This window comes from Oceanobacillus sp. FSL K6-2867, from assembly GCF_037963145.1.
GTDB lineage: Bacteria > Bacillota > Bacilli > Bacillales > Amphibacillaceae > Oceanobacillus.
The window spans coordinates 3,442,954-3,469,427 of the sequence record NZ_CP150144.1; the positions used below are offsets into that span (position 1 = coordinate 3,442,954).

A 26,474-nucleotide genomic window follows, 5' to 3' on the forward strand; every position below is an offset into this window, starting at 1 on the left:
TAGGATGTTTCGTACGATGATGAAAAGTAAAATTCACCGTGCACGTGTGACAGAAGCCGATTTGAATTATATAGGCAGTGTTACGATTGATCAGGATATATTAGATCAAGTAAGTATTCTGCCTCATGAAAAAGTACAGATAGTCAACAACAATAATGGAGCACGTCTTGAAACTTACGTAATTTCTGGTGAGCGAGGATCAGGTGTTATTTGTTTGAATGGAGCTGCAGCCAGGCTTGTTCAAAAAGATGATATCGTTATTATTGTTTCGTATGCACTTGTGTCTGAAGATGAGCTGAAATCCCATCAACCAATCGTTGCTGTTATGAATGAAAATAATGAAATAATAGAGTTACTAGAGCAGGAACCACCATTGACGAAGTTAGAAATCTAATAAAAAACAGTCTAATCCAATTAGACTGTTTTTTATTGCTTAACGAACAATTCTAGAATAACTATTTTCAATGACTTTTACTAGATTCAAGATCATGTCATTATAGGGAGTTGAGATTCCGTAGCGCTCCCCTTCTTTTACAACCGCTCCATTAATTGCCTCTATTTCTGTTTTCCTTTGATTAAGGATATCCGATAACATAGATGAGATATTCATACCAATTTCTTCATGTCCAATTCGAACACATTCTGCAGCGGGATCCGAATAAAGTAAGGGGATTCCCTTTACTTTTGTAATTTGAATTGCTTCATCAACTAACTTTTCTACAATGCTTCTCCCTTCATGGGGAAGGATTGTATCGCCATTTCTGAGTCTAGTAATTGCAGTTAAACCGTTGTACGCTATATTTACAAGTAATTTGCTCCATATAATGGACTGAACATTTATAGATACCTCTGTTTTTAAACCGCTCCTAGTAAAAATCGCTGCAATCTCATGAAGCAAATCTTTGTGTTTATCCGGTTGATCGGAACCAATAAACGTTGTTCCCACAGCGCGATGCAAGATTACCCCAGGTTTATCTATACTCGCACCCGCCCATGTACCACCTGTAAAGACTTCATTTTCAGTTGTGAGTTTATGGATTGTTTCTTTATTTCCAATCCCATTTTGTAACGTAAGAATCGGTGCATTACTATGAATGGACAGCAGCAGACTCTCTAATACAATTTCAGTTGCAAAGGTTTTAATTAAAACAAGGATGAGATCATACTTCCCTGATAAATCATCAGGATTGGTAACAATGGGAAGCTTGATGGCAGAAGTATTCCCCTTAGCATCAACAATTGTTAATCCATCTTTCTGTATTGCTTTTACATGATTATTAAGCCGATTAAATATTGTTACATCTACTCCGTTTTGCTTGAGCTTTCCCGCAAATAAACTCCCCATGGCACCCGATCCAATAATTAATATTCTCATTTTGAATAAGCTCCTTTATAGCGCAAGTATTATCCAATTTTAGCATTATTTTATCATGATTTGCTGCAAATCTTTTCTCGAGGATTTATATTACAAATAAATATGAAAAGAAGTGGATGGTTTTCTATATGTTTAATTGTGAAATATTTGTGGAGCAATATACTTTCAGTCTATGTCAATTTAATAAAAATTTTCTGACTACATACTTGACATTCAAAAATTAACTAACTAGAATAATATTGAAAACGTTTACAATCACAATGAGTTTTGCAAAGGTGTGTAATGAATGTCTTTACGTGAGAGAAAGATAGCAAAGAAAAAAGAAGAGATTTTACGTTCTGCGGTTCGTATTTTAGCAGAAAAAGGCTACCAGGGAACGACAATGGAAGATATCGCCGCAAACCTCCTCATGACGAAGGGTGCTGTTTATTATTATTTTAGAGATAAGCAGGACCTGCTCTATCAAAGTCACCAAATGCTGCTTAATCGCAGTATTGAAAATGTGAAATATATCCAGCAACAAGACATATCTATAGAAGAGAAGTTGAAACAATCCATGGTTGTTCACATTGAGCATGTTATTCATGAACAGTCGGGATTTGAACTTATGTTGAAGCCAGAACAATTTTTCTCAGAAGAACGGCAGAAAAAAATGCGCGAACTTCAGGCAAAGTATACCCATTGTTTTGACGAATTAATTCAAGAAGGGATTCAGATGCAAGTATTTCGGACCTTAGACAAGAAGATTGCTCGAAATATTCTTTTTGGCGCGATGAATTGGGTGACACAATGGTATGCCACTGATGGAAAAAAAGAAAAAAGAGAAATTGCTGCAGTTATTGCAGATTACTTAATGCTTATGCTGCTAAAAAATAATTAAAAGTAAGGGTGAAATCTATGAAACTAGTAAGTACTGTAACCGTGATTACAGGAGGAGCATCGGGACTAGGCGAGGCGACAACTAGAAAAATAATTGAAAATGGTGGAAAAGCAGCCATTCTTGATTTAAACGAAGAGAGAGGAAAGAGTCTTGCAGAAGAGCTAGGTGCCAGTTGCATATTTGTTCGGACAGATGTTACAGATGAAAAAAGTGTAGAGAGTGCATTAAATGAAGTGTCGAATCGGTTTGGAAAAGTGAATGTTGCTGTCAATTGTGCTGGAATTGCAATCGCTGAAAAAACCTATGGAGGAAGAGGCGTACATGATTTAGCTGCATTTACTAAAGTTATTCAGATCAATTTGATTGGAACGTTTAATGTTATTCGCTTAGCTGCAGAGCGGATGGGTTCCAATGAACCGAATGAGCATGATGAACGTGGCGTAATCATCAATACAGCTTCAGTTGCTGCGTTTGAAGGGCAGATTGGACAGGCTGCATATAGCGCCTCTAAAGCTGGTGTTGCAGGCATGACACTACCGATTGCAAGGGACCTTGCACAACATGGAATTCGAGTGATGTCACTCGCTCCAGGTCTTTTTCTAACACCAATGTTTGAAACTTTACCCGAAAAAGCAAGAGTGGAACTTGGTAAGATGACGCCATTCCCATCACGCTTAGGTAAACCTAGTGAGTATGCGCAATTAGTGCAGAGTATTATCGAAAATCCAATGTTAAATGGAGAGACAATTCGGCTTGATGGTGCGATCCGGATGCAACCGAAATAAAAAGGAGAGAAGTTAACTATGAGAGAAGCAGTAATCGTCGAGGCCGTCAGAACTCCAGTAGGAAAGCGGAACGGATCATTGAGTAGTATTCGAGCCGAAGAGTTAGCCGCAAAACCACTGGCCGAAGTAGTGAAGCGAGCAGGAATTTCACCGGGCTTAGTTGAGGATGTCATCATGGGCTGTGTCACACAAGTAGGGGAACAGGCTTTTGATATTGCAAGGCAAGCAGCTTTAATTTCTGGTTATCCAATCGAAGTACCGGGTACGACCATTGATAGACAGTGTGGGTCGAGTCAGCAGGCAGTTCACTTTGCAGCGCAAGCAATTATTAGTGGAGATATGGATGTAGTTGTTGCGGCGGGGATTGAAAATATGTCACGGGTACAGATGGGTTCGAATATGCAAGGGGTTAAACTGAGTAATGAATTAACGAGCAACTATGAAATTATTAATCAAGGTTTATCAGCAGGACGTATCGCAGAAAAATGGGGAATCACAAGACGAGAGATGGATGAATTTTCATTAAACAGTCATGAAAAAGCGGTGGCAGCTAGAAAGAAAGGTCATTTTGAAAAAGAGATCATGCCACTTGAGGTTACACATTCGGATGGAACAAAAACAATATTAAAGGAAGATGAAGGTCCACGTGAGAACTCATCTATCGAGAAGCTAGCAAGTCTGGCTCCGGCTTTTAAAGAGGACGGAACGATAACGGCAGGAAATGCGAGCCAAATTAGTGATGGTGCAGCAGCAATCCTGTTAATGTCGCGAGAGAAAGCAGAAGAGCTTGGGCTAAAGCCAAGATTCCGAGTTTTAGCAAGAACAGTAGTTGGTTCAGATCCGACTTTGATGTTAACTGGCCCAATACCTGCAACAGAGAAAGTATTGAAAAAAGCAGGACTGACAATTGAAGAAATTGATATTTTTGAAGTGAATGAAGCATTTGCTTCTGTTCCAATTGCATGGCTGAAGGAAACTGGAGCAAACGCTGAGAAGTTAAATCCAAATGGTGGTGCTATCGCACTTGGTCATCCGCTAGGTGCAAGTGGTGCAAGGTTGATGACGACGATGATACACGAGCTGGAACGTACTGGAGGGCGTTACGGGTTACAGACGATGTGTGAAGGACATGGAATGGCAAATGCGACCATTATTGCAAGACTCGATTAAGCTTTGAAAGGATGGAAAGCATGGTTTTGCAATCAATACGTGTACTTGATCTGACAAGGCTTCTGCCAGGTCCTTATTGTACATTAATGCTTGCTGATTTTGGTGCAGAGGTAATTAAAGTGGAGGATTCAGTGACTGGAGATTATTTAAGAGGTTTTGAACCAAAGCTTGATGCCGATAGCGCAGTCTTTCACTCGCTAAACCGAAATAAAAAAAGTATCTGTCTCGATTTAAAAACAGAAAAAGAACGGGGCTACTTTTTAAAGCTAGCAGAAACTGCGGATGTTGTTATCGAATCTTTCCGTCCAGGAGTAATGAAGAGGCTCGGACTTGATTATGAAACATTGAAACAAATAAATCCAAGACTAATTTATTGTGCCATTACTGGCTATGGACAAACCGGACCATATAAAGACAAACCTGGACATGATATAAACTATCTTAGCTATGCGGGCTTATTACATGTGATGGGTGAAAAGAACCGTAAACCTGTTATCCCAGCTGCACAAATTGCTGATATTGGTGGTGGAGCATATCCGGCAATTGCAGGGATTTTATTAGCGTTATTGGAACGAGAGAAAACAGGGAAAGGCCAGCTTGTCGATGTATCGATGCTGGATGGGGTCGTATCTTGGATGCATATGCTGTTGCCAAGTGTTTTTGCTGAACGGGAAGTAACTCGGGGGGAAGAGCTTTTGAACGGAGGGTTTGCTTGTTACCAAGTATATGAAACGAAAGATAATCGGTTTCTAACGATGGGCGGCATTGAGCGGAAATTTTGGAAGGTTTTTTGCAAAGCAATAGAACGGCAGGATTTAATTGACTGTTTGGATGCCCCAATGGAGAAGCAGGAGCAAATGAAACAAGAAATACAAGCAATTATTGCTGCAAAAACGCTGGATGAATGGGTGGATATCTTTTCAGAAAAAGAAGCATGTGTCACACCAGTGAAGACACTGGAAGAAGCAATGGAAGATCCGCAGCTGGCGGCAAGGGAAATGATACAAACAATATCTCATCCAGGATTAGGTAACATGAAGCAAATTGGCATCCCAATTAAATTGTCGGAATGTCCGGGTAAAACAATCCTTCCAGCTCCAAAATGTGGAGAACATACAGAATTAATACTACGGGAAATAGGCGTATTAAATTAGCTATCTATATTTTTAATTATAGAGAAGGGGAAATGCCTAATGATGAGCACGCAATTAACACTGCCTTTTATGATTAAACATACGGAAAAGTATTATGCAAAGAAAAAGGTTATTTCACGAACATTATCTGGGACGCATTCGTTTACGTATAAGGAAATTGTAAAAAGAATGCGATCACTTGCTAGTGCGCTTGAATCCCTTGGGATAGAAAAGGGAGATCGAGTTGGAACGTTCGCCTGGAACCACCATCGTCACCTGGAAGCATATTTTGCTGTACCAAGTATGGGAGCGGTCTTGCATACAATTAATATCCGGCTTTCAGAAGAGCATCTCGTTTACATTATTAATCATGCAGAGGATAAGATTCTATTAATTGACCCAGATTTACTGCCACTAATTGAAAGAATACAGGACAAGCTCCAAACAGTAGAGGCTTTTATCGTAATGACGGATGAAGCATCTTTAATAGAGTCCAAGCTAAAACCTTTCTATTCATATGAACAACTCGTACAAGATGCTAATCCAACATATGAATTTCGGGAAGATTTAGATGAGGATGATCCAGCAGGATTGTGTTATACATCTGCCACAACTGGAAAGCCAAAGGGTGTGCTATACACGCACCGGGGAATCTACTTGCATAGTATGGCACTTGGAATGGCGAATACAGTGGGTTTGTCAGAAGCTGACATAGCTATGCCAGTTGTTCCTATGTTTCATGTGAATGCTTGGGGGATACCTTTTGCAGCAACTTGGCTTGGCGCAGATCAAGTGTTGCCCGGACCTTCGCCTACACCGCAAATATTAGCGTCTCTAATCGAAGAAAACCAAGTGTCAATAACGGCCGGAGTTCCTACGATTTGGCTCGGTTTATTAAAAGCACTTGAGCAGGGAAACTACGACATGAAGAGCTTGCGTGCTGTGTTATGTGGCGGATCGGCAGCGCCAAAAGGAATGATACAGGCGTTTGAATCAACGTATGGCATTCCTTTTATCCATGCATATGGTATGACAGAAACGTCACCACTTGCTACGGTGTCCAGATTAAAAAGTTATCAATCAGACTTATCAGAAGCTGATCGATTAGAATTCCGATCAAGACAAGGGATGATTGTTCCAGGGCTTGAGCTTAAGATTGTAAATGAAAAGGGAGAGGTTGCTGCAGATGGAGTGGAAATGGGGGAGATGTTGATTCGCGGTCCGTGGATAGCGGATCAATATTATAAGGATGATCGGACAGAAGAGGCTTTCCGTGACGGTTGGTTGCACACTGGAGATGTTGTCACCATGGATGAGGAAGGTGCAGTAAAAATTGTTGATCGCACAAAAGATCTTATTAAGAGTGGTGGCGAATGGATTTCCTCTGTGGATTTAGAAAATGCATTAATGGCACATGAAGCAATTTATGAAGCGGCTGTTGTTGCAATTCCAGATCCAAAATGGCAAGAACGTCCAGTTGCCTGTGTTGTACTTAAAGAAAATGCGAATGTCACGAAAGAGGAAATTCTTGGCTTTTTAAAGCCACAGTTTGCAAAATGGTGGCTTCCGAATGAGATATTATTTTTAGAAGAAATTCCTAAGACATCTGTCGGTAAATTTTTGAAAATGGCATTGCGTGATCAAGTAAAAAAACAATTAGCAATATCAAAAGAGTGATACATGATTATTTTACGGAAACAAAAAAGCAAAGGAGATTAAATAAGATGCAATTAAACGAGTTAAAGCAGCAAATGACACTGCCGGTCATTATGGCTCCCATGTTTTTAATTTCTAATCCACGCATGGTCATCGAAGCTTGCAATGCTGGTATTATTGGTTCCTTTCCAGCCTTGAATGTCAGAACTACGGAAAAGCTAGATGAGTGGATGGGAGAAATAAAGTCGGAACTGGAACAACGGAAAGAGCAAAATCCAGGCCGCAAAATTGCACCGTGGGCAATCAACTTTATTAGTCATCGGACAAATAAACGTTTTACCGAAGATTTGCAGTTAATCGAAAAGCACCAGCCGCCAATTGTAATCACATCGCTTGGCGATCCAAGCCCTGTTGTAAAAGTAGTTCATTCCTATGATGGGATCGTATTATCTGATGTGACTACCGTGAAATTCGCCAAAAAGGCACTTGAAAAGGGAAGTGATGGTCTTATTCTAGTTTCAAACGGTGCCGGCGGCCATGCAGGAACACTAAATCCAATTGCTTTTGTTCATGAAATTAGGAGTTTTTTTGACGGGCCGGTGATTCTTGCTGGAGCGATGTCCAGGGGAGAGGACATTTTAGCAGCAAAGGTTTTGGGGGCAGACTTCGCATATATGGGTACACAGTTTATAGCCGCAAAAGAAAGTGGTGCCGGCGAGGATTACAAACAGATGGCGGTCGATTCAATGATTGATGACATAGTTTATACGCCAGCTTTCAGCGGGATACCTGCGAATTACATGATCCCCAGTATTGTGAATGCTGGTCTCAATCCAAATCATCTGCCTGCGAATAAAAAGATGGATTTTTCAGAGCTGGGGGATCCGAATATCCGTGCATGGAAAAATATTTGGGGAGCTGGACAAGGTGTGGGTGGAGTCGAGAAGGTACAGTCCATTGCAGAAATTACCGAGGGGCTACTGGAGCAATATCGAATTGCGCAAGAGAAAGTGATTCGAGACTACAATGCGGTTGTAAAACAATAGGGGGGTCAATAATGTCTGAAGTAGTACGTGTGAAAATAGAAAATAAAATTGCTTACATTGCGATGAATCGGCCGGACAAGCGAAATGCCTTATCAATTGAAATGGCTGATGAGCTATTAGCTGCTTTGGAGGATGCAAATCAAGATGATGAAGTAAGAGCGATTATTTTATATGGAGAAGGAAAAGCATTTTCTGCTGGTGGTGACCTTGAAACATTAAACAGATTAAATAACTCAGCAGAGATTATGAAGTATATGAAGCGTGCTTTAGCAGTCATTCAATCAATCAGGGAATTGGATAAATATGTTGTTAGTGCGGTTCATGGATTTGCTGCCGGGGCAGGATTTAGTATCGCGGTTGCAGCAGACTTTGTTGTTGCACAAAAAGATGCTAAATTTGTTTGCAGTTTTGCGAATGTCGGGATTATTCCAGATCTTGGGCTTATTAAGGCATTATCAGAAAAAGTCCCATCCAATCTTGCAAAGGAATGGATTTCCTCGTCTCGTCCGATTTCAGCAACTATAGCATATGAAAATGGTGTTATTAATCGGGTTATAGAAGGTGATTTATTAGACGGAGCAACAGAATTTGCACAGTTTATCGTTGATGGTCCTCCACTAGCAAATCAATTTGTCAAACAATTGGTTAACCACTCACAGGAGTTGACTTACGATACGAATGATATGCAAGAAACAACAGTACAAACTCTGCTTCTTCAGACGGAGGATAATGAAGAAGGAATTCGTGCTTTTTTTGAAAAAAGGAAGCCCAACTTTAAAGGGAAGTAGTAATTATCATAAGGCAATAAAAAAGAGGAGAGAAAATGCTTCACACATCTGCGTAATTGAAAAATACCCCTGTTTAAAAGGAAATAAAGCTGCAAAATTATCTATTATGTGAAATACTTTGGAAGGGAGCGAGAGAAGACAATTAATATAGGCTATATGAAAAAAAGGAAGTGAATTATAGTGCTGGAGGAATACGGAATCCAATTAGTGAAAATCGACCTGCCCTTTCGCTTAAACCATGTAAACTGCTTTCTGGCAGAGGGTGAAAATGGTTTTCAAGTAATTGATACTGGGCTTCATAATAAACAAACGGCAGAGCGATGGAATGAAGAGCTGGAGGGTAAGACAGTAACAGACATAATTATTACTCATTACCATCCAGATCATTTTGGTTATGCTGGAGGGATGCAGAAAAAGACAGCTGCAAAAGTTTCGATGTCACGAATAGATGCTGAGGCAGGGCTGGGAGCATGGCAGGAACATTTGTTAACTGGTCTGCGTAAAAACTATCAGTTGTCGGGAATTCCTGAAGAAGTTGCAGCCGAAATGAGCTCGAATACGAGGGAATTTGTACCGCTGGTAACACCATATCCAATCATTAATCATTATCTAGCAGAAGGTGAACTGATTCCGATCGGAAAATATGAATATGAGGTGATTTTTACTCCGGGCCATTCGGATGGGCTTGTCAGCTTTTATAACAAAGAAAAAAATATATTGCTTTCTACCGATCATATATTGCCAAGAATCACACCGAATATTTCCTACTGGTTTCATGGGGATCCGAATCCATTAGGAACTTATTTTAACTCATTAACTAAAATAAAAAAATTAGATGCAGATTTGGTCGTGCCATCACATGGAAAACCATTTAATGATGCAAGTAAACGCATTGATGAAATTCGAGCCCATCATGATGAACGATTAGGTGTACTTGCCAATATCTTAAAAAATGGATGTACGATCTATGAGGCTACCGAAAAACTTTTCAATAGACAGCTGACCATTCATGAAACAAGATTTGCGGTCGGAGAAACACTCGCACATTTGGAATATTTACGATACAACGGGGAGTGTCAGCGGGAAAAAAGAGATGGGAAGTATTGGTATACACTATAAATAGGCAGCTGATGAGCTCGGTATGTACTTTCACACTTCAGTGTCTGGTCTATGCCTATGCTTTCATCGGAGCTTGCCTATATTTCCCGCACTAAGATGGTAGATCGTTTATTTAGCATTTTAGCCATTATAAAGTGATATGTTTATACAATCAAACATATAGGTTAACATTGTCCATAAAAAAAGCTAAGATAGAAGGAGAATCGAATAGGGGGGTCGAGATGATTAAACATTTGCAGGATACAGTAACATTAAATAATGGTGTGGAAATTCCAGGATTTGGGCTCGGTGTTTATAAGGTTGAAGATGGAAAAACGACAGTCAATGCTGTTAAAGCTGCATTAAACTATGGGTATCGCAGTATTGATACAGCCTCTTTTTACAATAATGAACTCGGGGTTGGACAGGCAATCAGAGAGGCTGATATACCTCGAGAGGAGCTTTTTATTACATCGAAGGTTTGGAATGATGAACAAGGTTATGAGAGTACATTGGAAGCCTGTGAAAGAAGCTTAAATAAATTAGGGCTGGACTATTTGGATCTTTATCTCATCCATTGGCCAGTAAAAGGAAAGTATAAGGAAACGTGGCGTGCAATGGAAAAATTGTATAATGATAAAAAGGTTCGGGCAATTGGAGTTTGTAATTTTCATGTGCATCATTTACAAGACTTATTAATGGACAGTTATGTGCAGCCTGTCATTAATCAGGTAGAATTTCACCCCCATTTAAGTCAGGCAGAGCTGCGGGAGTTCTGTGCGAAGGAAAATATTCAGCTTGAGGCATGGTCACCATTAAAGCGGGGGCAATTGCTTGAAGAACCTGCACTTAAAGAAATTGCAAAAAAACATGGGAAAACGACAGCACAGATCATTTTGCGCTGGGATATTCAACACAATGTTATTACAATTCCAAAGTCGATTACAGAAGAAAGAATCAAATCGAATGCTGATATTTTTGATTTTTCACTAAGCGAATCGGATATGGAAAAAATCAACGGGATGAATATCAATGATCGGGCAGGGACAAATCCAGATAGCTATGATCGTTAACAGTTAAAATACAATATGCAAGGTTTGAATGGAAGGTTTTTCTTCTAACTTTGAAACAGTATACATAAAATGAATTAGGTCAGAAACTGAGTGGAAACAGCTCACAATCTTACCAATTCAAACAGGGGGTGTACGTATGACCGGTCGCAAACTGGTTTGGATCGTCACCGTACTATCACTTCTCACTATTACTGTTTTAATAATTGTTTCAGCGTTAAATAGCACAGAAAATTCGCTGGATGATCAGTGGAGAAATCATTCACTTATGCATGAAAACATCCATTACTAAAAAGGGAAATCTCATTTCTATCATATCATGATGCAGAGGTTCAGATGAATCTGCATCATTTTTGTTTTCAGTTTAATTTTTTCCAGTTAAAGTTTAGAATTTAATTGATGAAACTGCTAAGAGAGGTTATTTTATGAAACGAGTGATTGCTGCTGGAATAATAGGCATTTCTATAGTGTTATTAAGCGGATGTTTTAATTCGACAGCTGTATCTGTAGTATCAGATATGTATGAAGCAGCGCTGTTGGAAGATAATGAATTAGTAGGTACATACTTTTCTGAGGATTATATGGAGGAGCATCCATTAGAGGAATTATCAGATGAACTTGCGGAAGATGTTCGTAATCGTGGTGGGGTGAATTTATTAAACATGAAGGAACTGCAGGAAAGAAATCTGCAGACAGATATTTCAAAGAAACTGAATGATGCGTATGATGAAGATTGGCGGTTTATTGTGGTTCAAACAGATGATGATACGATTAAAACATGGATTGTTTTAAGAGGTGAAACACAATATTATATTGTAGATGGACAAGTGATGGATGTGGAGACGTATAATCGTGAAGTATTACAATAGTAATTTGCTCAGTGCAAAATAATAGGATTTCATTCAATTTCATGAAATAATAATGGTATACACAACAGATGCATAAAAGAATGGAGACTAGAATATGAAGTGTAAAGTAAATCGCAATGCAGCAAAAGTATTAAAAGAAATGCTCGCCAAAGAAGAAGCTGAAGGCAAAATGATCCGAGTATACATTTCTCATATGCACGGGGATCATGCCCATTATGGTATTTCTTTAGATACACCAACCGAGCATGATGAAATTGTGAAAACCGATAAAGATGTCGATATACTATTAGATACGCGTGAGGCATTTCTGGATGGTATTTGGATTCAATATTTCTATGTAGATGATGAAGGTTTCGTGATTACAAACCCTTCAAAAGGTCATAACCACCATCATTAAAATAGATAGAGCTGTGACGGCAGAATGGTCACAGCTTTTTTTGTTTTGTCAATGCTGTGAATAACTTAGATACTGGTACAGCCACGCCCAGCTACTAGCGAGCCTTCTCTCGCCTCCCTGCAGTTGTCGTGTTTCCTTTATCTCCTGCGTAGGAATCGAGCCGTCGAACCACCCCAAAGGTCGGGGTGCAGTCCATATGTCGCAAACCGGGCGCTTGCGCTTTTGTTCTTGGAAGTTTTTAGAGGAAACAATCCTATTCATTTGAATGATTCAGATAATACCGATATAATTGAAAAGAGGGAATACAACATGAATCTTCAACATATATTTGTGAGAAATTACAGCAATATAAGAGGAGGAATGTATGTATGAGATATGCGAACCCAAATACAGGAGGCGCAATTGTAACATTTAAGGAACGATATGATAATTTTATTGGTGGTGAATACCAACCGCCTGTGAATGGAAAGTATTTTGAAAACGTCAGTCCGGTAACGGGCAAGGTATTCTGCGAAATCGCACGTTCTACAAAGGAAGATGTTCAGGTGGCCGTTGATGCGGCAAACGCTGCAAAAGACTCTTGGGGAAAGACCTCAGTTACAGAACGCTCGAATATATTAAATCAAATTGCCAATCGCATGGAAGAAAATTTGGAGAAACTGGCAGTCGCTGAAACTTGGGATAATGGGAAAGCAGTCCGGGAGCCATTGGCCGCAGACATACCACTCGCGATAGATCATTTTCGATATTTTGCTGGTGTTATTCGTGCTCAAGAGGGTGGTATCAGCCAGATTGATGATGATACTGTAGCATACCATTTTCATGAGCCGCTTGGTGTTGTAGGTCAAATTATTCCTTGGAACTTCCCATTACTGATGGCAACTTGGAAGCTGGCACCGGCACTTGCAGCTGGGAACTGTGTTGTATTAAAACCAGCTGAACAAACTCCAGCTTCCATCCATGTGTTTATAGAGATTATTCAAGATTTATTACCACCGGGAGTTCTTAATATTGTAAATGGATTTGGTGTTGAAGCAGGAAAACCACTTGCTACGAACCCTGGAATTTCCAAAGTAGCATTTACAGGTGAAACAACTACTGGAAGAATGATTATGCAATATGCTTCTGAAAATATTATCCCTGTTACACTGGAGCTTGGCGGAAAGTCACCAAACATATTTTTTGAGGATGTGCTGGATGCCGATGATGGCTTCTTGGATAAAGCAGTGGAGGGCTTTGTTATGTTCGCACTCAACCAAGGTGAGGTCTGTACATGTCCATCACGAGCCCTGGTACATGAGTCAATCTATGATACGTTTATGGAACGTGTTATCGAGCGTGTGAAACAAATCAAAATTGGCCATCCGCTTGATACAGAGACGATGATGGGTGCACAGGCCTCCCATGAGCAATTGGAAAAAATATCATCCTATCTGGATATCGGAAAACAGGAAGGTGCAGAGGTGCTTATTGGCGGAAATGTAAACAAGCTTGAAGGTGAGCTTGAAAATGGTTATTATGTCGAGCCAACGATTTTTAAAGGCAATAATAAAATGCGTATTTTCCAAGAAGAAATCTTTGGACCTGTCCTTTCCGTAACCACTTTTAAAGATAAAGAGGAAGCCATGAAAATAGCCAATGACACCTTGTATGGATTAGGTGCAGGCGTTTGGACACGTAATATTAATACTGCTTACCGATTTGGACGCGGCATTCAGGCAGGGAGGGTATGGACAAACTGTTATCATCAATACCCAGCACATGCAGCATTTGGCGGCTATAAAAAGTCAGGGATCGGACGGGAAAATCATTTAATGATGCTTGGCCACTATCAGCAAACGAAGAACTTATTAATTAGCTATAGCGAAGGTCCAGCAGGATTATTTTAGCAGATAAGAGAATATAAACTTTCTTATGCTGCATAAGTGCAACGAAGGCATCCGCCTAAAGGCTTGACGAGCGCCAAGTTTTCTAAAAATAATCTGGTAAGGGGAGGCTATGCATGGTCGAACGAGTAAAGGCAACAGAGGAAGCATTACGTCTGATTAATACATTGGTTAACATTCACGGGCCATTAATGTTTCATCAATCAGGAGGATGCTGTGACGGCAGTTCACCAATGTGTTATCAACGCGGAGAATTTCGGACCGGAGAATCGGACGTCCTGCTAGGAGAGATTGGTGATACACCTTTCTATATATCAAAGGATCAATATGAATATTGGAAGCATACGCAGCTCATTATTGATTCAATCGACGGTCGTGGCGGTATGTTTTCATTAGAAGGCCCAGAAGGGAAACGATTTATTACAAGATCTCGTGTGTTTACAGAAGAGGAAAAACATGAGTTAGCAAACAGTTAAAAAGAAATGGAATCGCCATCTTAAACTTTAGGGTGGCGTTTTTTATTTGCCAATAATTATTTGCTTGCAAACAATTATTCTTAGAACATGATTCACATCATTTTGGGCAATACATAAACTAGGAAAAACGACCAAAAAGGGTGTGTTAACTTGTCTATTCTTAACTATTATGTGAGCGGGAACACTGCAGAGGGGATCGTAAATTATTTACAAACAAACATAGTACAATTGGAGAAAATCATATATTTAAAGCATCCCTCTGAAATGTATAAAACAAATATCTTAAAGCAGCTTGCTGCCATCTATAGTCCAGTGAAAAAGGTAGAAGTGTTAAAAAGTCCTTTGGGCACAAACTATTTAGATGGTGTAATCATCCTTGAAAAATCTGCAGCAATCCTCACTGACCGGATTGCATTAGAAGATTCACGGACAATAGAACTTGATTTACAGCAATTGACTGGAGAATCTCTTGAAACAGCAGGAAATGAAGAAATCCAGAAAAAGGTGAATCAATTTACGAAGCAAGCTTGTGAAAACTTTGCAACAGGGCTAAAAATTCATGATGATTTAGAAGCTATTTATATTCATGAAATGAATTTTAAACGTGCAGATGAGCTGGCTGACAATTTTATTAAAGATTTATTGCCACAGGTAGCAACTGTGAATAGACATGCCCGTGTATATCACCGTTTATTTGGAACGAATACACCAGACGGGGTTGTTAACGAGGTTCCGCATTTAATCGAACATCTATCGAATGTTTACTATATAAAAGGGAGGGCAGGTACTGGTAAATCAACCTTTATGAAAAAAATTGCAAAAGCTTGCGAACAGCATGGGTATGATGTGGAGCTGTATCATTGCAGCTTTGACCCGAAAAGCTTAGATATGGTTCTCGTCCGTGAGCTTGATTTCTGCATATTTGATAGTACAGATCCCCATGAATTTTTTCCAAGCCGTGATAGTGAGCAAGTAGTTGATTTGTATTTGGAAACTGTAACACCAGGAACTGATGAGAAATTCGCAAAGAAAATTGATGCGGTGAACCGCAATTACAAATCCTATATGAAAAAAGGGATTCAGGATTTACAGCAGGCAGGGAAAGCTTTCGAAGCATTGGAACAAAAATTTATCATTAAGGAGCAAGATATCGAAAAGGCTGTTGAATATATACAAGATAAAATTAATTAGTAACTGAAAAAACCCGAAATTTTATGAACTCTTATCGATTAATCCCGTTTTAAAGAAGTATTTACCAATCCTTTTTTGGGGAAATACGCTTATCAATACTCAAAGCATGAAAAGATGTGTCCGTGCATAGGATATATAAACCGCTGCACAGATGGAGGGAGTAGCTGATGAATATATTAAATAAGGCGAGAGACTATAGGGAAGAGGAAAACCGTTTAAAATGGGAAGGTACATTTGAAGAATATTTAGAGATTGTGAAAGAGAGACCAGAAGTCGCACAGACAGCGCATTCTCGTGTATATCATATGATTAAAAGCTCTGGGGTTACTGAAAAAGACGATAAAAAAATGTTCCACTTCTTCGGTGAAGGAATCTTTGGATTAGAGACGGCAATTGAAAGATTGGTGGAAGAATATTTTCATCCCGCAGCTAAAAGATTAGATGTAAGAAAGCGGATATTATTATTGATGGGACCAGTAAGTGGAGGGAAATCGACCATCGTCAGTATGTTAAAACGTGGTCTTGAGCAATATTCACGTACTGAAGAAGGGGCGGTGTATGCAATAAAAGGCTGTCCAATGCATGAAGATCCGCTTCATTTAATTCCCCAGCATTTGCGGGAGGATTTTTATGAAGAGTATGGTATTCGAATTGAAGGCAGCTTATCACCATTAAATACGATGCGACTTGAACAGGAATACGGAGGCCGTATTGAAGATGTGAAGGTAGAACGGATATTCTTCTCAGAGGATAAGCGTGTTGGGATTGGAACCTTTAGTCCATCTGATCCGAAGTCACAGGATATTGCTGATTTAACTGGTAGTATTGACTTTTCTACAATTGCTGAATATGGGTCAGAATCCGATCCAAGAGCATACCGTTTTGATGGGGAATTGAACAAAGCAAACCGCGGGATGATGGAGTTCCAGGAAATTTTAAAAAGTGATGAGAAGTTCCTATGGCATTTATTATCATTGACGCAGGAAGGAAATTTTAAAGCAGGAAGGTTCGCGCTTATTTCCGCCGATGAGCTTATCGTGGCACACACGAACGAGTCGGAATATCGTTCCTTTATAGCAAATAAGAAAAATGAAGCCTTGCATTCTCGAATTATTGTTATGCCAATCCCGTATAATTTAAGAGTTAGCCAGGAAGAACGAATCTACGAAAAAATGATTAAAGAAAGTGATATTGCGGATGTCCATGTTGCACCACATGCACTTCGAGCTGCAGCGATATTTTCAATCCTGACAAGATTGAAAGAATCGAAGAAACAAGGAATTGATTTGGTTAAGAAGATGCGGCTTTATGATGGCGAAAGTGTAGAAGGATTTAATCAAGTGGATACAGAGGAGTTAAAGAAGGAATTTCAGGATGAAGGAATGTCTGGAATTGACCCGCGCTATGTCATTAACCGGATATCCTCAACGATTATTCGCAAAGAAGTGCCATCCATTAATGCGCTGGATGTACTGCGATCACTAAAGGATGGACTTGATCAGCATCCATCTATCTCAAAGGATGACTTGGAGAAATATATGAATTACATTGCCGTTGCAAGAAGAGAATACGATGAGATTGCGAAGAAAGAAGTACAAAAAGCCTTTGTTTATTCATATGAAGAATCAGCTAAAACGTTGATGGATAACTATTTGGATAACGTGGAAGCATACTGCAATAAGAATAAATTGCGCGATCCGCTTACTGGAGAGGAAATGAGTCCAGACGAAAAGCTGATGCGTTCGATTGAGGAACAAATTGGAATCTCGGAGAATGCGAAAAAAGCATTTCGAGAGGAAATTCTTATTAGACTTTCTGCATATGCGAGAAAAGGAAAGCGATTTGATTATAATTCACATGAACGCTTACGTGAAGCTATCCAAAAGAAACTATTTGCAGATCTAAAGGATGTCGTAAAAATTACAACATCCTCGAAAACTCCAGATGAATCACAACTGAAAAAAATCAATGAAGTCATTGCACGTCTCATCGATGAACATGGTTATAATTCTGTGTCTGCAAACGAATTACTGCGCTATGTTGGTAGTTTGCTAAATCGATAATGTGTAAAAAAATGCGTACAGGGCTGACTTAATGTTAGTCCTGTTTTTCTCTTTTAAAAAAGGCGCTTTTTAATGTAGATATACGCTTGTTCTTTCTGATTTTATACTAGATTTCTTTATTTTGTGGCAATAACTTGTTTCTCTTTGCATAGTATAAAAGAAAGTATAATTTAATAATAAGAGATTGAAAATTCAAATAGGAGAGGATTCAAATGACTGAAGAAAATGAGCATAACTTTGTTGTCTCCCAGGAAAACTGGTCTCTCCATCGGAAAGGTTATCAAGATCAGCAGCGTCATATTGATAAAGTGAAAGATGCAATAAAAAATAACTTACCAGATCTTATCAGTGAAGAGAATATTATCATGTCCAATGGGAAGGACGTCATTAAAATTCCGATCCGATCATTAGATGAATATAAAATACGCTATAACTATGATAAATCAAAACATGTAGGGCAAGGAAATGGCGATTCCGAAGTAGGGGATGTGATTGCTCGTGATCCGAATGCTGACGGTAACGGGCAAAAAGGTCAAGGAAGTGGCAAGAAGGCAGGAGAGAGTCCTGGAACAGACTATTATGAAACAGAAGTATCAATTGAAGAAATAGAAAATGCACTATTTCCAGATTTAGAGCTTCCAAACCTAAAACAGAAAGAACCAGCAGAAATAACAACAGAAAAAATTGAATTTAATGATGTCCGCAAAAAAGGGTTAATGGGAAATGTGGATAAAAAGCGAACGATTTTAACAGCTTTAAAACGCAATGCAAGAGAAGGAGAAGCGAAAATTACTCCAATTTATAATGAAGATTTACGTTTTAAAACTTGGAATGAAGTGATTAAACGAGAATCCAAAGCAGTTGTCATCGCAATGATGGACACGAGTGCATCGATGGGAAATTTTGAAAAGTACATGGCTCGGAGCTTTTTCTTCTGGATGAACCGTTTCTTGCGTACAAAATATGAAACAGTGGAATTTGCATTTATTGCACACCATACAGAAGCAAAAGTAGTTTCTGAGGAAGCATTCTTCTCCAAGGGAGAGAGCGGTGGAACAATCTGCTCGTCTGCCTATAAAAAAGCGTTAGAGCTAATAGAAGACAAATTTAGTCCATCCCGTTATAATATCTATCCATTTCATTTTTCAGATGGAGAAAATATTAGCTCTGACAATGCGTCATGTATCAAGCTTGTAAAAGAAATCATGGATGTTTCCAATATGTTTGGCTATGGTGAAGTAAATGGATATAATCGTTATTCGACATTAATGAATGCATATAAAAATATTGATGATCCAAAATTCCGTTATTACGTGTTAAAGGAAAAAGGCGATGTTTATCATGCGATGAAAAGCTTTTTTCAAAAAGGAGCAGCCACTGTATAAACATGTGTCCGGGTTGTCGGACATTTTTTGGCAGCATAAGAAAGTTTATACTTTCTTATGCTGCATATGTGCAACGAATGCATTTGCCTAAATACTTGCACTCCAAAATATAAGGGATTGTAGAAAAGCAAAGAATGTTTACGTCAAAATCCCTTAACGAACGCCAAGTCTAATCGAACATATCATAAACTGTATAAAGCATTTGTGGGGGGATGAATTTGATACAATCAAAAGAGCTTAGCATTGCAATTGAAGAAATCACAGAAATTGCATCTGGTTTTGGGCTTGATTTTTACCCAATGCGTTATGAGATTTGCCCAGCTGATATTATTTATACATTTGGAGCATATGGGATGCCAACCCGATTTACGCATTGGAGCTTTGGAAAGCAATTTCACAAAATGAAGCTGCAATATGACCTTGGTCTAAGTCAAATTTATGAGCTTGTCATTAACTCTAATCCATGCTATGCCTTTTTGCTTGATACAAATACTCTGATCCAAAATAAACTGATTATCGCTCATGTACTTGCTCATTGTGATTTTTTCAAAAATAATGTGCGTTTTTCCAACACGAGAAGAGATATGGTTGAGAGCATGACAGCGACAGCTGAACGGATTGCTGATTACGAGATGCAGTATGGAAAAGATGAGGTCGAGAGTTTCTTAGACGCCATCCTTTCGATTCAAGAACATATCGATCCATCGATTATTCGATCCAAACTACCAGCAGCAGAAGATGACAATGTGGAAGAAGAGCAATCGATAAGAGGTCCATATGATGATCTATGGGGTTTAGATGAGAAACGAGCTGATTCAAAACCGAAAGCTAGAAAACGGATTAAAAAGCTGCCGCCAAAGCCTGAAAAGGACTTATTATTATTTATTGAAGAGCATAGTCGTGAACTGGAGCATTGGCAGCGGGATATTTTAACGATGATGCGTGAAGAAATGCTCTATTTCTGGCCGCAGTTAGAAACCAAAATTATGAACGAAGGATGGGCTTCGTATTGGCATCAGCGCATTTTACGGGAAATGGATTTAACAAGCGATGAGACAATTGAGTTTTCCAAGCTAAACGCTGGGGTTGTTCAGCCATCACGTACTTCCATTAATCCTTATTATCTAGGAATAAAGATTTTCGAAGATATTGAAGAACGTTATAATAATCCGACAGAGGAAATGCAACGTCAAGGCTATAAGCCAAACGCAGGAAGGGAGAAAATTTTTGAAGTTCGGGAGATTGAATCGGATATTTCCTTTATCCGCAATTACTTAACGAAGGAACTTGTTGAACGTGAAGATATGTATTTATTTGAGAAAAAGGGCAGAGATTACCGCATTACACAGAAGGATTATGAACAGGTGAGGGATCAGCTTATATCGATTCGGGTAAATGGTGGGTTTCCTTACATTGTTGTTGAAAACGGTGATTATTTGCGTAATGGTGAATTATATCTTGTTCATGGGTATGAAGGAACTGAATTGGATATCCGCTATTTGGAACATGTTCTACCATATATCTATCAGCTGTGGGGACGTCCAGTTCATATGGAAACGGTTATTGAAGGAAGAGACACAGTTTTTACTTATGATGGTAAAGAAGTCACAAAACGAGGGAAGTAGAATTGCTAGATTGTTTAACAAAATAAAAGCCAGGATTATGCTTGTGCATTCGATAAGAGAGACTTGACTAATCAAGTCTCTTTCTCTATTTATTTCATTCTTAATTATCTAACTCTTTGTTTTCTCATCCATTGTGTAGCTATCCATTTTTCTCCTGCGATTACGGGCGCTCCGCCGTGCAGAGTTTGTTTATTTAAGTTGCCGTCGGAATAAAAATATTCAAAGTACACTGCCATTCCTTTTTTTGGGAAAACAGAAAAATTCAGCTCTGGAAAGTAGGTTTCTCCCCCTTGTTCGATCTCATTTAAGTACATAACGAGCGTGCTGATTCGATTGTTTTCAGATGCTTTGCTCGTAGGTGAAAAATAATCAAAATGAGCTTTATACTCTTGTCCAGGCGTATATTTTAAAATTTGCAGCCCTTCTGCATGTTCGACGGAGACATTCATAATATTGGATACTCTCTTTTCAATAGTAGACAAAATGCTGTGTTCATTGCCTTCAAAAAACATACCGCTGCTTGTCCGAATGTCATTTACTTCCCGTGAATACCCGATTTTTGAACGATGCATGTTATCTTTTGATAATCGAATGAGTACGTCGCACTCTTCATCGCTTAAAACATTCCCTAGTACTACCACGAGCGGTTCTTCTAGACGAGCAACGATATGAATCTCTCGATCTTCTGTTTGAAACCGATTTCCAATATGATGAAAAATAGTTTGTTCGTGTACCTTTGTCAATGTACATCGACTCCTTAGATGAGTTTATTTGCGAAACCAAGCTTTCTAGAGTACTGTTCCATTATTATTATACTATAAACATCTGTTTCTTTATTAAATTTAGACCCTTATTTATAGAGAATATTTCAGAAAAAGGATGCTGTTGCGTTAGGTTATAAAGAGTACAGATTTTTAAATGTGCTTAAAATATAAGGTAGATGCAAACCACGAAGGATAACTTCCAAAGTCAAAAGTGTAGCTGTGTTCCGATGCTGGAAAGGATGTATTAATACGAAGGATATAGAATTGGCAGATTGTATAAAAGAATTCATAACAAAGAGCAGCTAAGAATGCTGCCCTTTATTATGAATTAACCTTGTCTTTTTTTCTAAAATAGTCATACAACGATTTTAAGCTATTCGCATCCAATTCAATATCATTCTCGTATGCATATTTAACAGCATATCCTAAGGCTAGTGTCATTCCTCCGGCGATACTGCCACCAGCAACTGAGCCAGCTCCAGGAACAAATTTAATAACTTGTCGAAATAGAGTTTTGCCGATATTACCCGTGATCGTTGCTATTGTAAGCTCTTTAGCACGTTCTTTAGATAACGGTTTTTCATAAAGCGTTGCAAGCTTAACCAATAGTCCAACTTGAATACCAGTTAATGGTATGAAATCTGAACCTGGTATCGGAGCTGCTCCGACAGCAGTTGCAGAACCTGAAGCAGCAAGGATCCACTTATTGGCTGTTGAAGATTTTTCTTTTACGAGCCTGGCAAATTGAATTTCTTTATGTTTTTTTTTCAGAATATCCATTATTTCGTTTCGAAGCTTATCGATGTTCTCTCCTGTTCGAGAAGAAATTGGAACAACGTTATATTTATTTTTCGTATGTTGTTTTACATATTGGATAAGACTTGGAATGTCATCTGCTGCATCGATTTTGTTTAATACAAAGAGGATATTTTTATTTTCTTTGGAAATCATCTCAAATGATTTCTTTTCCCCCTCTGAAAAAACAGTTCCAGCTGCATTTAAGAAAAATAGGATGACATCTGCATTTTTATAAAATTTCATTGTTTCTTCAGAGTTTTGATGATTAATATCATCAAGACCAGGTGTATCTGCAAAAATGATTTTATCACGATATACATAGCGGTCGATTCCTGTTGTTTCACCAGGCTTCGCGCCAACTAGGGCAACCTCGTCACCGATTATTTGATTAATCGTTGAAGACTTTCCAGTGTTTACATCGCCAATCATAGCAAATAATATCTCTTTATCCAGCTGTGCATTGATTCGATCTGTTTCTTGATTATATGCATTCTCAAATTCTTGTTCGTTAAATTGTGTCAAGATATCACATCCTTGAACATTATTTTACCAGATTAGCGGAGTGGTGACACCTAAAATTAAATTTGCTGATATAAGCACAAACAGTTCTTGTATGTATGATTTAATTTACTTTTTGCTGCAGAAAATATATAAACTTCGAACTAATGCGCAATGAGGGATCGTGCGTTTACCCGCTTCGGAAACACACTACGCTTTTCGCGGGAGACCCGTGAGCCTCTTCGAACTCCGTTCTTCAGAGTCTCACTCTGGCCACGTATCCCGCAGAAGTCTCCGTGTGTTCCCTCCGCTAAAACTGGCTCACCACCTATTATTAGAAGAATACAGTGAACAAGGTCGTTGCTCTAACCAGTTCGGGTGAGTGAAGGGCGGTGACTCCTGCGGGAACAGCACGTGTCTGAAGACTCGTAGGAAGTGGGTTTCTTCCGGAGAGGCTGAAGCCGTGCCCGCGGAAAGCATCCGCCCGAAGCGATCCCGGACGGCGATTATTGCACATACTTGAAGAAAACAGCCGAGAAGTTAGTTCGCAGTTTCTTTCAACTATACACCAAAAAACTGTCGTAAGCTAAGACTGTACGACAGCTTCATTGGTAAGAGTTATTTTTGAAGTCCTTCTAAAATTGTAAGGTTAATCATCCCATCGATGTCATTGCTTGATACATAATCCGCTTCTAAGCTGATGTCTGCCATTTCTTGAATCACTTGCTTATTAACAGAAGTTGTAACCTCCAAGTTATTAAATGCTGCTTCTACTTCGTCGGCATTAAGCTCTTGACCTGTAAGTTCTTTTAAGTGCTCAATAACTAATGCTTGGCTTTCATTAGGATTTTCCTGTATGAATTCCACTGCTCGAAGGTGAGCTTTTAGGTACGACTCTGCCAATGCTTCATTTTCCATAAAATTCTCCGAAGCAGCAACTACTGTATTGGTAGATTCTTTCCCCCATGCAAATTCATCCCAGTCAAGCAGCTTTTGTCCATTTGATTGTGTTTCCAGCACATAGCCCCATGGTTCCTGAGTTGCTGCAGCGTGTACGGAATCCTGTGAGAATAGGGTAGTTGTGTCTGCGGGAGCAGCTGCGTATAACTCAACAGTTCCACCACTTGTAGTCGGTGACAAATTAACCTCTTGCAGTGCTTTTCGAAGCATGACATCTTGTGTGCTTCCAATTACAGGAATAGCAACACGCTTACCATCTAAATCGGCAAGTTCAGTAACACCGCTGTCACTATCAGAAACTAAGACGGCGCCCCCATTAACCGCACCAGATATAATATGGTAGCTCGGATCCTTTACATAAATGTTTAACAGCGGACCAGGTCCAACAGTACCAACATCGATAGCTTCTGTAGCCATTGCTTCCATAAATAACCCGCCATTTGTTACTGTCTTCGTATTTAGCGTAATATCCTCACCAAATTCTTCTTCAAAATAACCTTTCTCTAGACCAACAATTGTTGCAATATGTGTCAGATTTGGAAAGTAGCCAATGGTTACTTCATTTTTTTCACTGTCTCCCGCAGACTCGCCGCATGCTGCTAAGAATACTAGCATTGCTGTAAATACAATGCTTAAAATCGAATTTCTGCTCATTCTTCATCCCTCCAAGTGTATTACAAATTTTCATAGATTCAGAAGTTTTAAGAAGACAATCCCCATTTTTTCTGAACGCTACGATCAAGCTTTGTGAAAACAATATTGTCAATAATCGTTCCGATAATTGCGATAATAATCATTACAGATATTACTAAATCCATTTGACCAAGCGAACGTCCTGTTTCAAGCAAATGCCCAAGTCCACCACCGGCACCTAGTAATTCACCAGCCATTAAAGCGCGCCAGGAAAATGCCCAGGCTAAACGCATACCAGAAATAATTTGTGGGATGGATGCAGGAATAATAACTGTCCGTAAAAGATGAAATCCACTGGATCCAAATGTTTTTGCAACCCGTTGATAGAGGGTAGGCACATTCTTAAATCCACTTGTCGTATTCATTGTCATCGTCCAGGTTGCTCCAATCGTAACAACAAACAAGATTGCAGTTTCTCCAAGGCCAAACCAGACGATTGCTAGTGGCAGCCAGACAATACTTGGAATAGATTGCAATGCAACAACAAGAAATCCAAGTGTATCGTCAACAATTTTAAAACGCCAAATTAAGTAACCAAGAAATAGTCCGAGTGTTGATGCGATAATGAATCCAAAAAGCAGTCGCCCGATACTTCGCAACATGGCTTCAGTTATCTGCCCGCCAGTTATTCCTGTGAAAAGTGTTTCAACCACCTGGAGTACTCCTGGGAACATGAAGTCAGGAACAGGTGAAAGTCTAGATGCCACTTCCCATATCACCGCTAGAATCCCGATGAACAGAACCCGTCTTAAAGCTGTAATCATCTCCAAGCTCCTCCTTTAGCACTTTTTCCATCTCTTCTTCTAATGCAGCAAGAATCTTTTGTTCCAAATTAAGGGTAATACTGTCTGGTGTTATTCCATCTTGCGTTGTTTTTACAGTAAAAGTAGTCTTAATATTTCCGGGCCGTGTTCCCATCACAATTATTTTTTGGGATAGAAGCACTGCTTCACGTATATTATGCGTAACAAATAATACAGTCACTTTTGTTCTTCTCCATATCTCCAGCAATTCGTGATGGAGCGTCATTCTTGTCTGTTCATCCAATGCAGCAAATGGCTCATCCATTAATAATATATCTGGGTCCATCACAAGTGCTCGAGCAATCGATACGCGATGCTTCATTCCACCAGATAGTTGATGTGGATAGGCATCAACATAATTACTCAAATGAACAAGCTTCAGCATTTCTCTCGCTTTCATTTCCGCCTCTTTTTTTGGCATTTTTTTCAACAATAATCCATACATTACATTGTCTAGAACAGTAGCCCAAGGAAAAAGTCCATCTTCTTGAAACACGACGACACGGTCTGGACCTGGCTTATTTACAGATTCTCCAGCCACTTTGATTTTTCCCCTTGTCGCTTTTTCCAGTCCGGAAATTAAATAAAGCAATGTAGACTTTCCGCAACCAGAAGGGCCAACAATCGAAACAAACTGGCCTTTCTCAATGTCAAAGCTTATATTCTCCAAAACCTTCAATTCACTGTTTTTATTATTGCGAAAACTCTTTTCAACACCCTCTAGTGTAAGGTACATTATTTTCACCGCCTCTATATAATCCATAGTAAAATTATAGGTTTTATTATAATATGTAGCCAACAAATAAATTTGTCAACTAAATTTTATTAAAGCGATTTCATTGACAGCATTTTGTTTGGACGGTAAACTTATAGTATGTCTTCAAATAGGGGATGAAAGGGACCAAACAGTTCTAGACGGCGCAGCTTTGAGTATTGAAAAGCAAGCCAACGAGCTTCCGCACGATTTGGTGATATCGATGTTTGAGACAGAACTTGCCAGCAGTTAGTGTAGAAGATATAATGCTCTAAATGTGTTATTTTTACTGGGCTTTTTTCAGCAACCTC

The 26,474-nt window shown here is 39.2% G+C and carries 25 protein-coding genes; 19 read left to right on the forward strand and 6 right to left on the reverse strand.

Annotation, left to right across the window (positions count from 1 at the left end; all coding sequences use genetic code 11):
- The first annotated feature begins 4 nt into the window (after positions 1–4).
- Entirely contained in the window at positions 5–394 is a 390-nt protein-coding gene (gene panD, locus NSQ77_RS16620; RefSeq protein WP_339227160.1) for an aspartate 1-decarboxylase, read from the forward strand.
- Positions 395–433: 39 nt separating this feature from the next.
- Here the strand turns inward: panD and NSQ77_RS16625 are convergent, their stop codons facing one another.
- Entirely contained in the window at positions 434–1,375 is a 942-nt protein-coding gene (locus NSQ77_RS16625) for a 2-dehydropantoate 2-reductase (RefSeq protein WP_339227161.1), read from the reverse strand.
- A 286-nt stretch (positions 1,376–1,661) separates the two neighbouring features.
- Between NSQ77_RS16625 and NSQ77_RS16630 the strand changes: the two genes are divergently transcribed.
- The 18 genes from NSQ77_RS16630 (at position 1,662) to NSQ77_RS16715 (ending at position 20,893) form a co-directional block, all read left to right on the forward strand.
- Positions 1,662–2,255, forward strand: a complete 594-nt coding sequence (locus NSQ77_RS16630; protein ID WP_339227162.1) for a TetR/AcrR family transcriptional regulator — start codon at positions 1,662–1,664, stop codon at positions 2,253–2,255.
- A 17-nt stretch (positions 2,256–2,272) separates the two neighbouring features.
- The gene (locus NSQ77_RS16635) at positions 2,273–3,040 is read left to right on the forward strand and encodes a 3-hydroxyacyl-CoA dehydrogenase (RefSeq protein ID WP_339227164.1); all 768 of its coding nucleotides are present in this window, start codon (positions 2,273–2,275) and stop codon (positions 3,038–3,040) included.
- 18 nt (positions 3,041–3,058) lie between these two features.
- Positions 3,059–4,210, forward strand: a complete 1,152-nt coding sequence (locus tag NSQ77_RS16640; protein ID WP_339227165.1) for a thiolase family protein — start codon at positions 3,059–3,061, stop codon at positions 4,208–4,210.
- Positions 4,211–4,230: 20 nt separating this feature from the next.
- Entirely contained in the window at positions 4,231–5,364 is a 1,134-nt protein-coding gene (locus NSQ77_RS16645) for a CoA transferase (protein ID WP_339227166.1), read from the forward strand.
- A 39-nt stretch (positions 5,365–5,403) separates the two neighbouring features.
- Complete coding sequence (locus NSQ77_RS16650; RefSeq protein ID WP_339227167.1) at positions 5,404–7,020, forward strand: long-chain fatty acid--CoA ligase; 1,617 nt, start codon at positions 5,404–5,406, stop codon at positions 7,018–7,020.
- Positions 7,021–7,067: 47 nt separating this feature from the next.
- On the forward strand, positions 7,068–8,045 hold the full coding sequence (locus NSQ77_RS16655; protein ID WP_339227168.1) for a nitronate monooxygenase: 978 nt from the start codon (positions 7,068–7,070) through the stop codon (positions 8,043–8,045).
- 11 nt (positions 8,046–8,056) lie between these two features.
- Positions 8,057–8,833 (forward strand): enoyl-CoA hydratase/isomerase family protein, encoded by a 777-nt coding sequence (locus tag NSQ77_RS16660; protein WP_339227169.1) that lies wholly within the window; start codon positions 8,057–8,059, stop codon positions 8,831–8,833.
- A gap of 180 nt (positions 8,834–9,013) precedes the next feature.
- Positions 9,014–9,952 carry an MBL fold metallo-hydrolase gene (locus tag NSQ77_RS16665; RefSeq protein WP_339227170.1) on the forward strand — a complete coding sequence of 313 codons (939 nt, stop codon included), beginning with the start codon at positions 9,014–9,016 and terminating at the stop codon, positions 9,950–9,952.
- A gap of 221 nt (positions 9,953–10,173) precedes the next feature.
- The gene (locus NSQ77_RS16670) at positions 10,174–11,004 is read left to right on the forward strand and encodes an aldo/keto reductase (RefSeq protein WP_339227171.1); all 831 of its coding nucleotides are present in this window, start codon (positions 10,174–10,176) and stop codon (positions 11,002–11,004) included.
- A gap of 136 nt (positions 11,005–11,140) precedes the next feature.
- Complete coding sequence (locus NSQ77_RS16675; RefSeq protein WP_339227172.1) at positions 11,141–11,293, forward strand: hypothetical protein; 153 nt, start codon at positions 11,141–11,143, stop codon at positions 11,291–11,293.
- Positions 11,294–11,426: 133 nt separating this feature from the next.
- Positions 11,427–11,870 (forward strand): hypothetical protein, encoded by a 444-nt coding sequence (locus NSQ77_RS16680; protein WP_339227173.1) that lies wholly within the window; start codon positions 11,427–11,429, stop codon positions 11,868–11,870.
- 94 nt (positions 11,871–11,964) lie between these two features.
- Positions 11,965–12,267, forward strand: a complete 303-nt coding sequence (locus NSQ77_RS16685) for an iron-sulfur cluster assembly accessory protein (RefSeq protein ID WP_339227174.1) — start codon at positions 11,965–11,967, stop codon at positions 12,265–12,267.
- Between the two features lie 368 nt (positions 12,268–12,635).
- On the forward strand, positions 12,636–14,156 hold the full coding sequence (locus tag NSQ77_RS16690) for an aldehyde dehydrogenase family protein (protein ID WP_339227175.1): 1,521 nt from the start codon (positions 12,636–12,638) through the stop codon (positions 14,154–14,156).
- Positions 14,157–14,269: 113 nt separating this feature from the next.
- Positions 14,270–14,629, forward strand: a complete 360-nt coding sequence (locus tag NSQ77_RS16695; protein WP_339227176.1) for a DUF779 domain-containing protein — start codon at positions 14,270–14,272, stop codon at positions 14,627–14,629.
- Positions 14,630–14,779: 150 nt separating this feature from the next.
- Positions 14,780–15,820 carry an AAA family ATPase gene (locus tag NSQ77_RS16700; RefSeq protein WP_339227177.1) on the forward strand — a complete coding sequence of 347 codons (1,041 nt, stop codon included), beginning with the start codon at positions 14,780–14,782 and terminating at the stop codon, positions 15,818–15,820.
- A 167-nt stretch (positions 15,821–15,987) separates the two neighbouring features.
- Complete coding sequence (locus tag NSQ77_RS16705; protein WP_339227178.1) at positions 15,988–17,883, forward strand: PrkA family serine protein kinase; 1,896 nt, start codon at positions 15,988–15,990, stop codon at positions 17,881–17,883.
- A gap of 212 nt (positions 17,884–18,095) precedes the next feature.
- Positions 18,096–19,268, forward strand: coding sequence for a sporulation protein YhbH (yhbH, locus tag NSQ77_RS16710; protein ID WP_339227179.1), 1,173 nt, complete (start codon positions 18,096–18,098; stop codon positions 19,266–19,268).
- A gap of 221 nt (positions 19,269–19,489) precedes the next feature.
- Complete coding sequence (locus NSQ77_RS16715; protein WP_339231050.1) at positions 19,490–20,893, forward strand: SpoVR family protein; 1,404 nt, start codon at positions 19,490–19,492, stop codon at positions 20,891–20,893.
- A gap of 104 nt (positions 20,894–20,997) precedes the next feature.
- On the opposite strand, the gene NSQ77_RS16720 is transcribed toward NSQ77_RS16715, so the two are convergent.
- The 5 genes from NSQ77_RS16720 to NSQ77_RS16740 form a co-directional block, all read right to left on the reverse strand.
- Complete coding sequence (locus NSQ77_RS16720; protein WP_339227180.1) at positions 20,998–21,636, reverse strand: 2OG-Fe(II) oxygenase; 639 nt, start codon at positions 21,634–21,636, stop codon at positions 20,998–21,000.
- 342 nt (positions 21,637–21,978) lie between these two features.
- Positions 21,979–22,977 carry a GTPase gene (locus NSQ77_RS16725; protein WP_339227181.1) on the reverse strand — a complete coding sequence of 333 codons (999 nt, stop codon included), beginning with the start codon at positions 22,975–22,977 and terminating at the stop codon, positions 21,979–21,981.
- 594 nt (positions 22,978–23,571) lie between these two features.
- Positions 23,572–24,567, reverse strand: coding sequence for an ABC transporter substrate-binding protein (locus tag NSQ77_RS16730; protein WP_339227182.1), 996 nt, complete (start codon positions 24,565–24,567; stop codon positions 23,572–23,574).
- 47 nt (positions 24,568–24,614) lie between these two features.
- Positions 24,615–25,370, reverse strand: coding sequence for an ABC transporter permease (locus tag NSQ77_RS16735; RefSeq protein WP_339227183.1), 756 nt, complete (start codon positions 25,368–25,370; stop codon positions 24,615–24,617).
- Positions 25,303–26,145: an ABC transporter ATP-binding protein gene (locus tag NSQ77_RS16740; protein WP_339227184.1), complete on the reverse strand. Its 843-nt coding sequence runs from the start codon at positions 26,143–26,145 to the stop codon at positions 25,303–25,305. Before NSQ77_RS16740 ends, NSQ77_RS16735 begins: the two co-directional genes overlap by 68 nt.
- Positions 26,146–26,474 lie beyond the last annotated feature (329 nt).

Excerpts from the sequence above, each read along its gene's own strand:
- NSQ77_RS16625 (WP_339227161.1), bottom strand. The coding sequence starts at position 1,375 with ATGAGAATATTAATTATTGGATCGGGTGCCATGGGGAGTTTATTTGCG.
- NSQ77_RS16695 (WP_339227176.1), top strand. The coding sequence starts at position 14,270 with ATGGTCGAACGAGTAAAGGCAACAGAGGAAGCATTACGTCTGATTAAT.
- NSQ77_RS16675 (WP_339227172.1), top strand. The coding sequence starts at position 11,141 with ATGACCGGTCGCAAACTGGTTTGGATCGTCACCGTACTATCACTTCTC.
- NSQ77_RS16690 (WP_339227175.1), top strand. The coding sequence starts at position 12,636 with ATGAGATATGCGAACCCAAATACAGGAGGCGCAATTGTAACATTTAAG.
- NSQ77_RS16650 (WP_339227167.1), top strand. The coding sequence starts at position 5,404 with ATGATGAGCACGCAATTAACACTGCCTTTTATGATTAAACATACGGAA.
- NSQ77_RS16705 (WP_339227178.1), top strand. The coding sequence starts at position 15,988 with ATGAATATATTAAATAAGGCGAGAGACTATAGGGAAGAGGAAAACCGT.
- NSQ77_RS16680 (WP_339227173.1), top strand. The coding sequence starts at position 11,427 with ATGAAACGAGTGATTGCTGCTGGAATAATAGGCATTTCTATAGTGTTA.
- NSQ77_RS16640 (WP_339227165.1), top strand. The coding sequence starts at position 3,059 with ATGAGAGAAGCAGTAATCGTCGAGGCCGTCAGAACTCCAGTAGGAAAG.
- NSQ77_RS16630 (WP_339227162.1), top strand. The coding sequence starts at position 1,662 with ATGTCTTTACGTGAGAGAAAGATAGCAAAGAAAAAAGAAGAGATTTTA.
- NSQ77_RS16645 (WP_339227166.1), top strand. The coding sequence starts at position 4,231 with ATGGTTTTGCAATCAATACGTGTACTTGATCTGACAAGGCTTCTGCCA.
- NSQ77_RS16730 (WP_339227182.1), bottom strand. The coding sequence starts at position 24,567 with ATGAGCAGAAATTCGATTTTAAGCATTGTATTTACAGCAATGCTAGTA.
- NSQ77_RS16660 (WP_339227169.1), top strand. The coding sequence starts at position 8,057 with ATGTCTGAAGTAGTACGTGTGAAAATAGAAAATAAAATTGCTTACATT.
- NSQ77_RS16735 (WP_339227183.1), bottom strand. The coding sequence starts at position 25,370 with ATGATTACAGCTTTAAGACGGGTTCTGTTCATCGGGATTCTAGCGGTG.
- NSQ77_RS16685 (WP_339227174.1), top strand. The coding sequence starts at position 11,965 with ATGAAGTGTAAAGTAAATCGCAATGCAGCAAAAGTATTAAAAGAAATG.
- panD (WP_339227160.1), top strand. The coding sequence starts at position 5 with ATGTTTCGTACGATGATGAAAAGTAAAATTCACCGTGCACGTGTGACA.
- NSQ77_RS16670 (WP_339227171.1), top strand. The coding sequence starts at position 10,174 with ATGATTAAACATTTGCAGGATACAGTAACATTAAATAATGGTGTGGAA.
- NSQ77_RS16635 (WP_339227164.1), top strand. The coding sequence starts at position 2,273 with ATGAAACTAGTAAGTACTGTAACCGTGATTACAGGAGGAGCATCGGGA.
- yhbH (WP_339227179.1), top strand. The coding sequence starts at position 18,096 with ATGACTGAAGAAAATGAGCATAACTTTGTTGTCTCCCAGGAAAACTGG.
- NSQ77_RS16740 (WP_339227184.1), bottom strand. The coding sequence starts at position 26,145 with ATGTACCTTACACTAGAGGGTGTTGAAAAGAGTTTTCGCAATAATAAA.
- NSQ77_RS16655 (WP_339227168.1), top strand. The coding sequence starts at position 7,068 with ATGCAATTAAACGAGTTAAAGCAGCAAATGACACTGCCGGTCATTATG.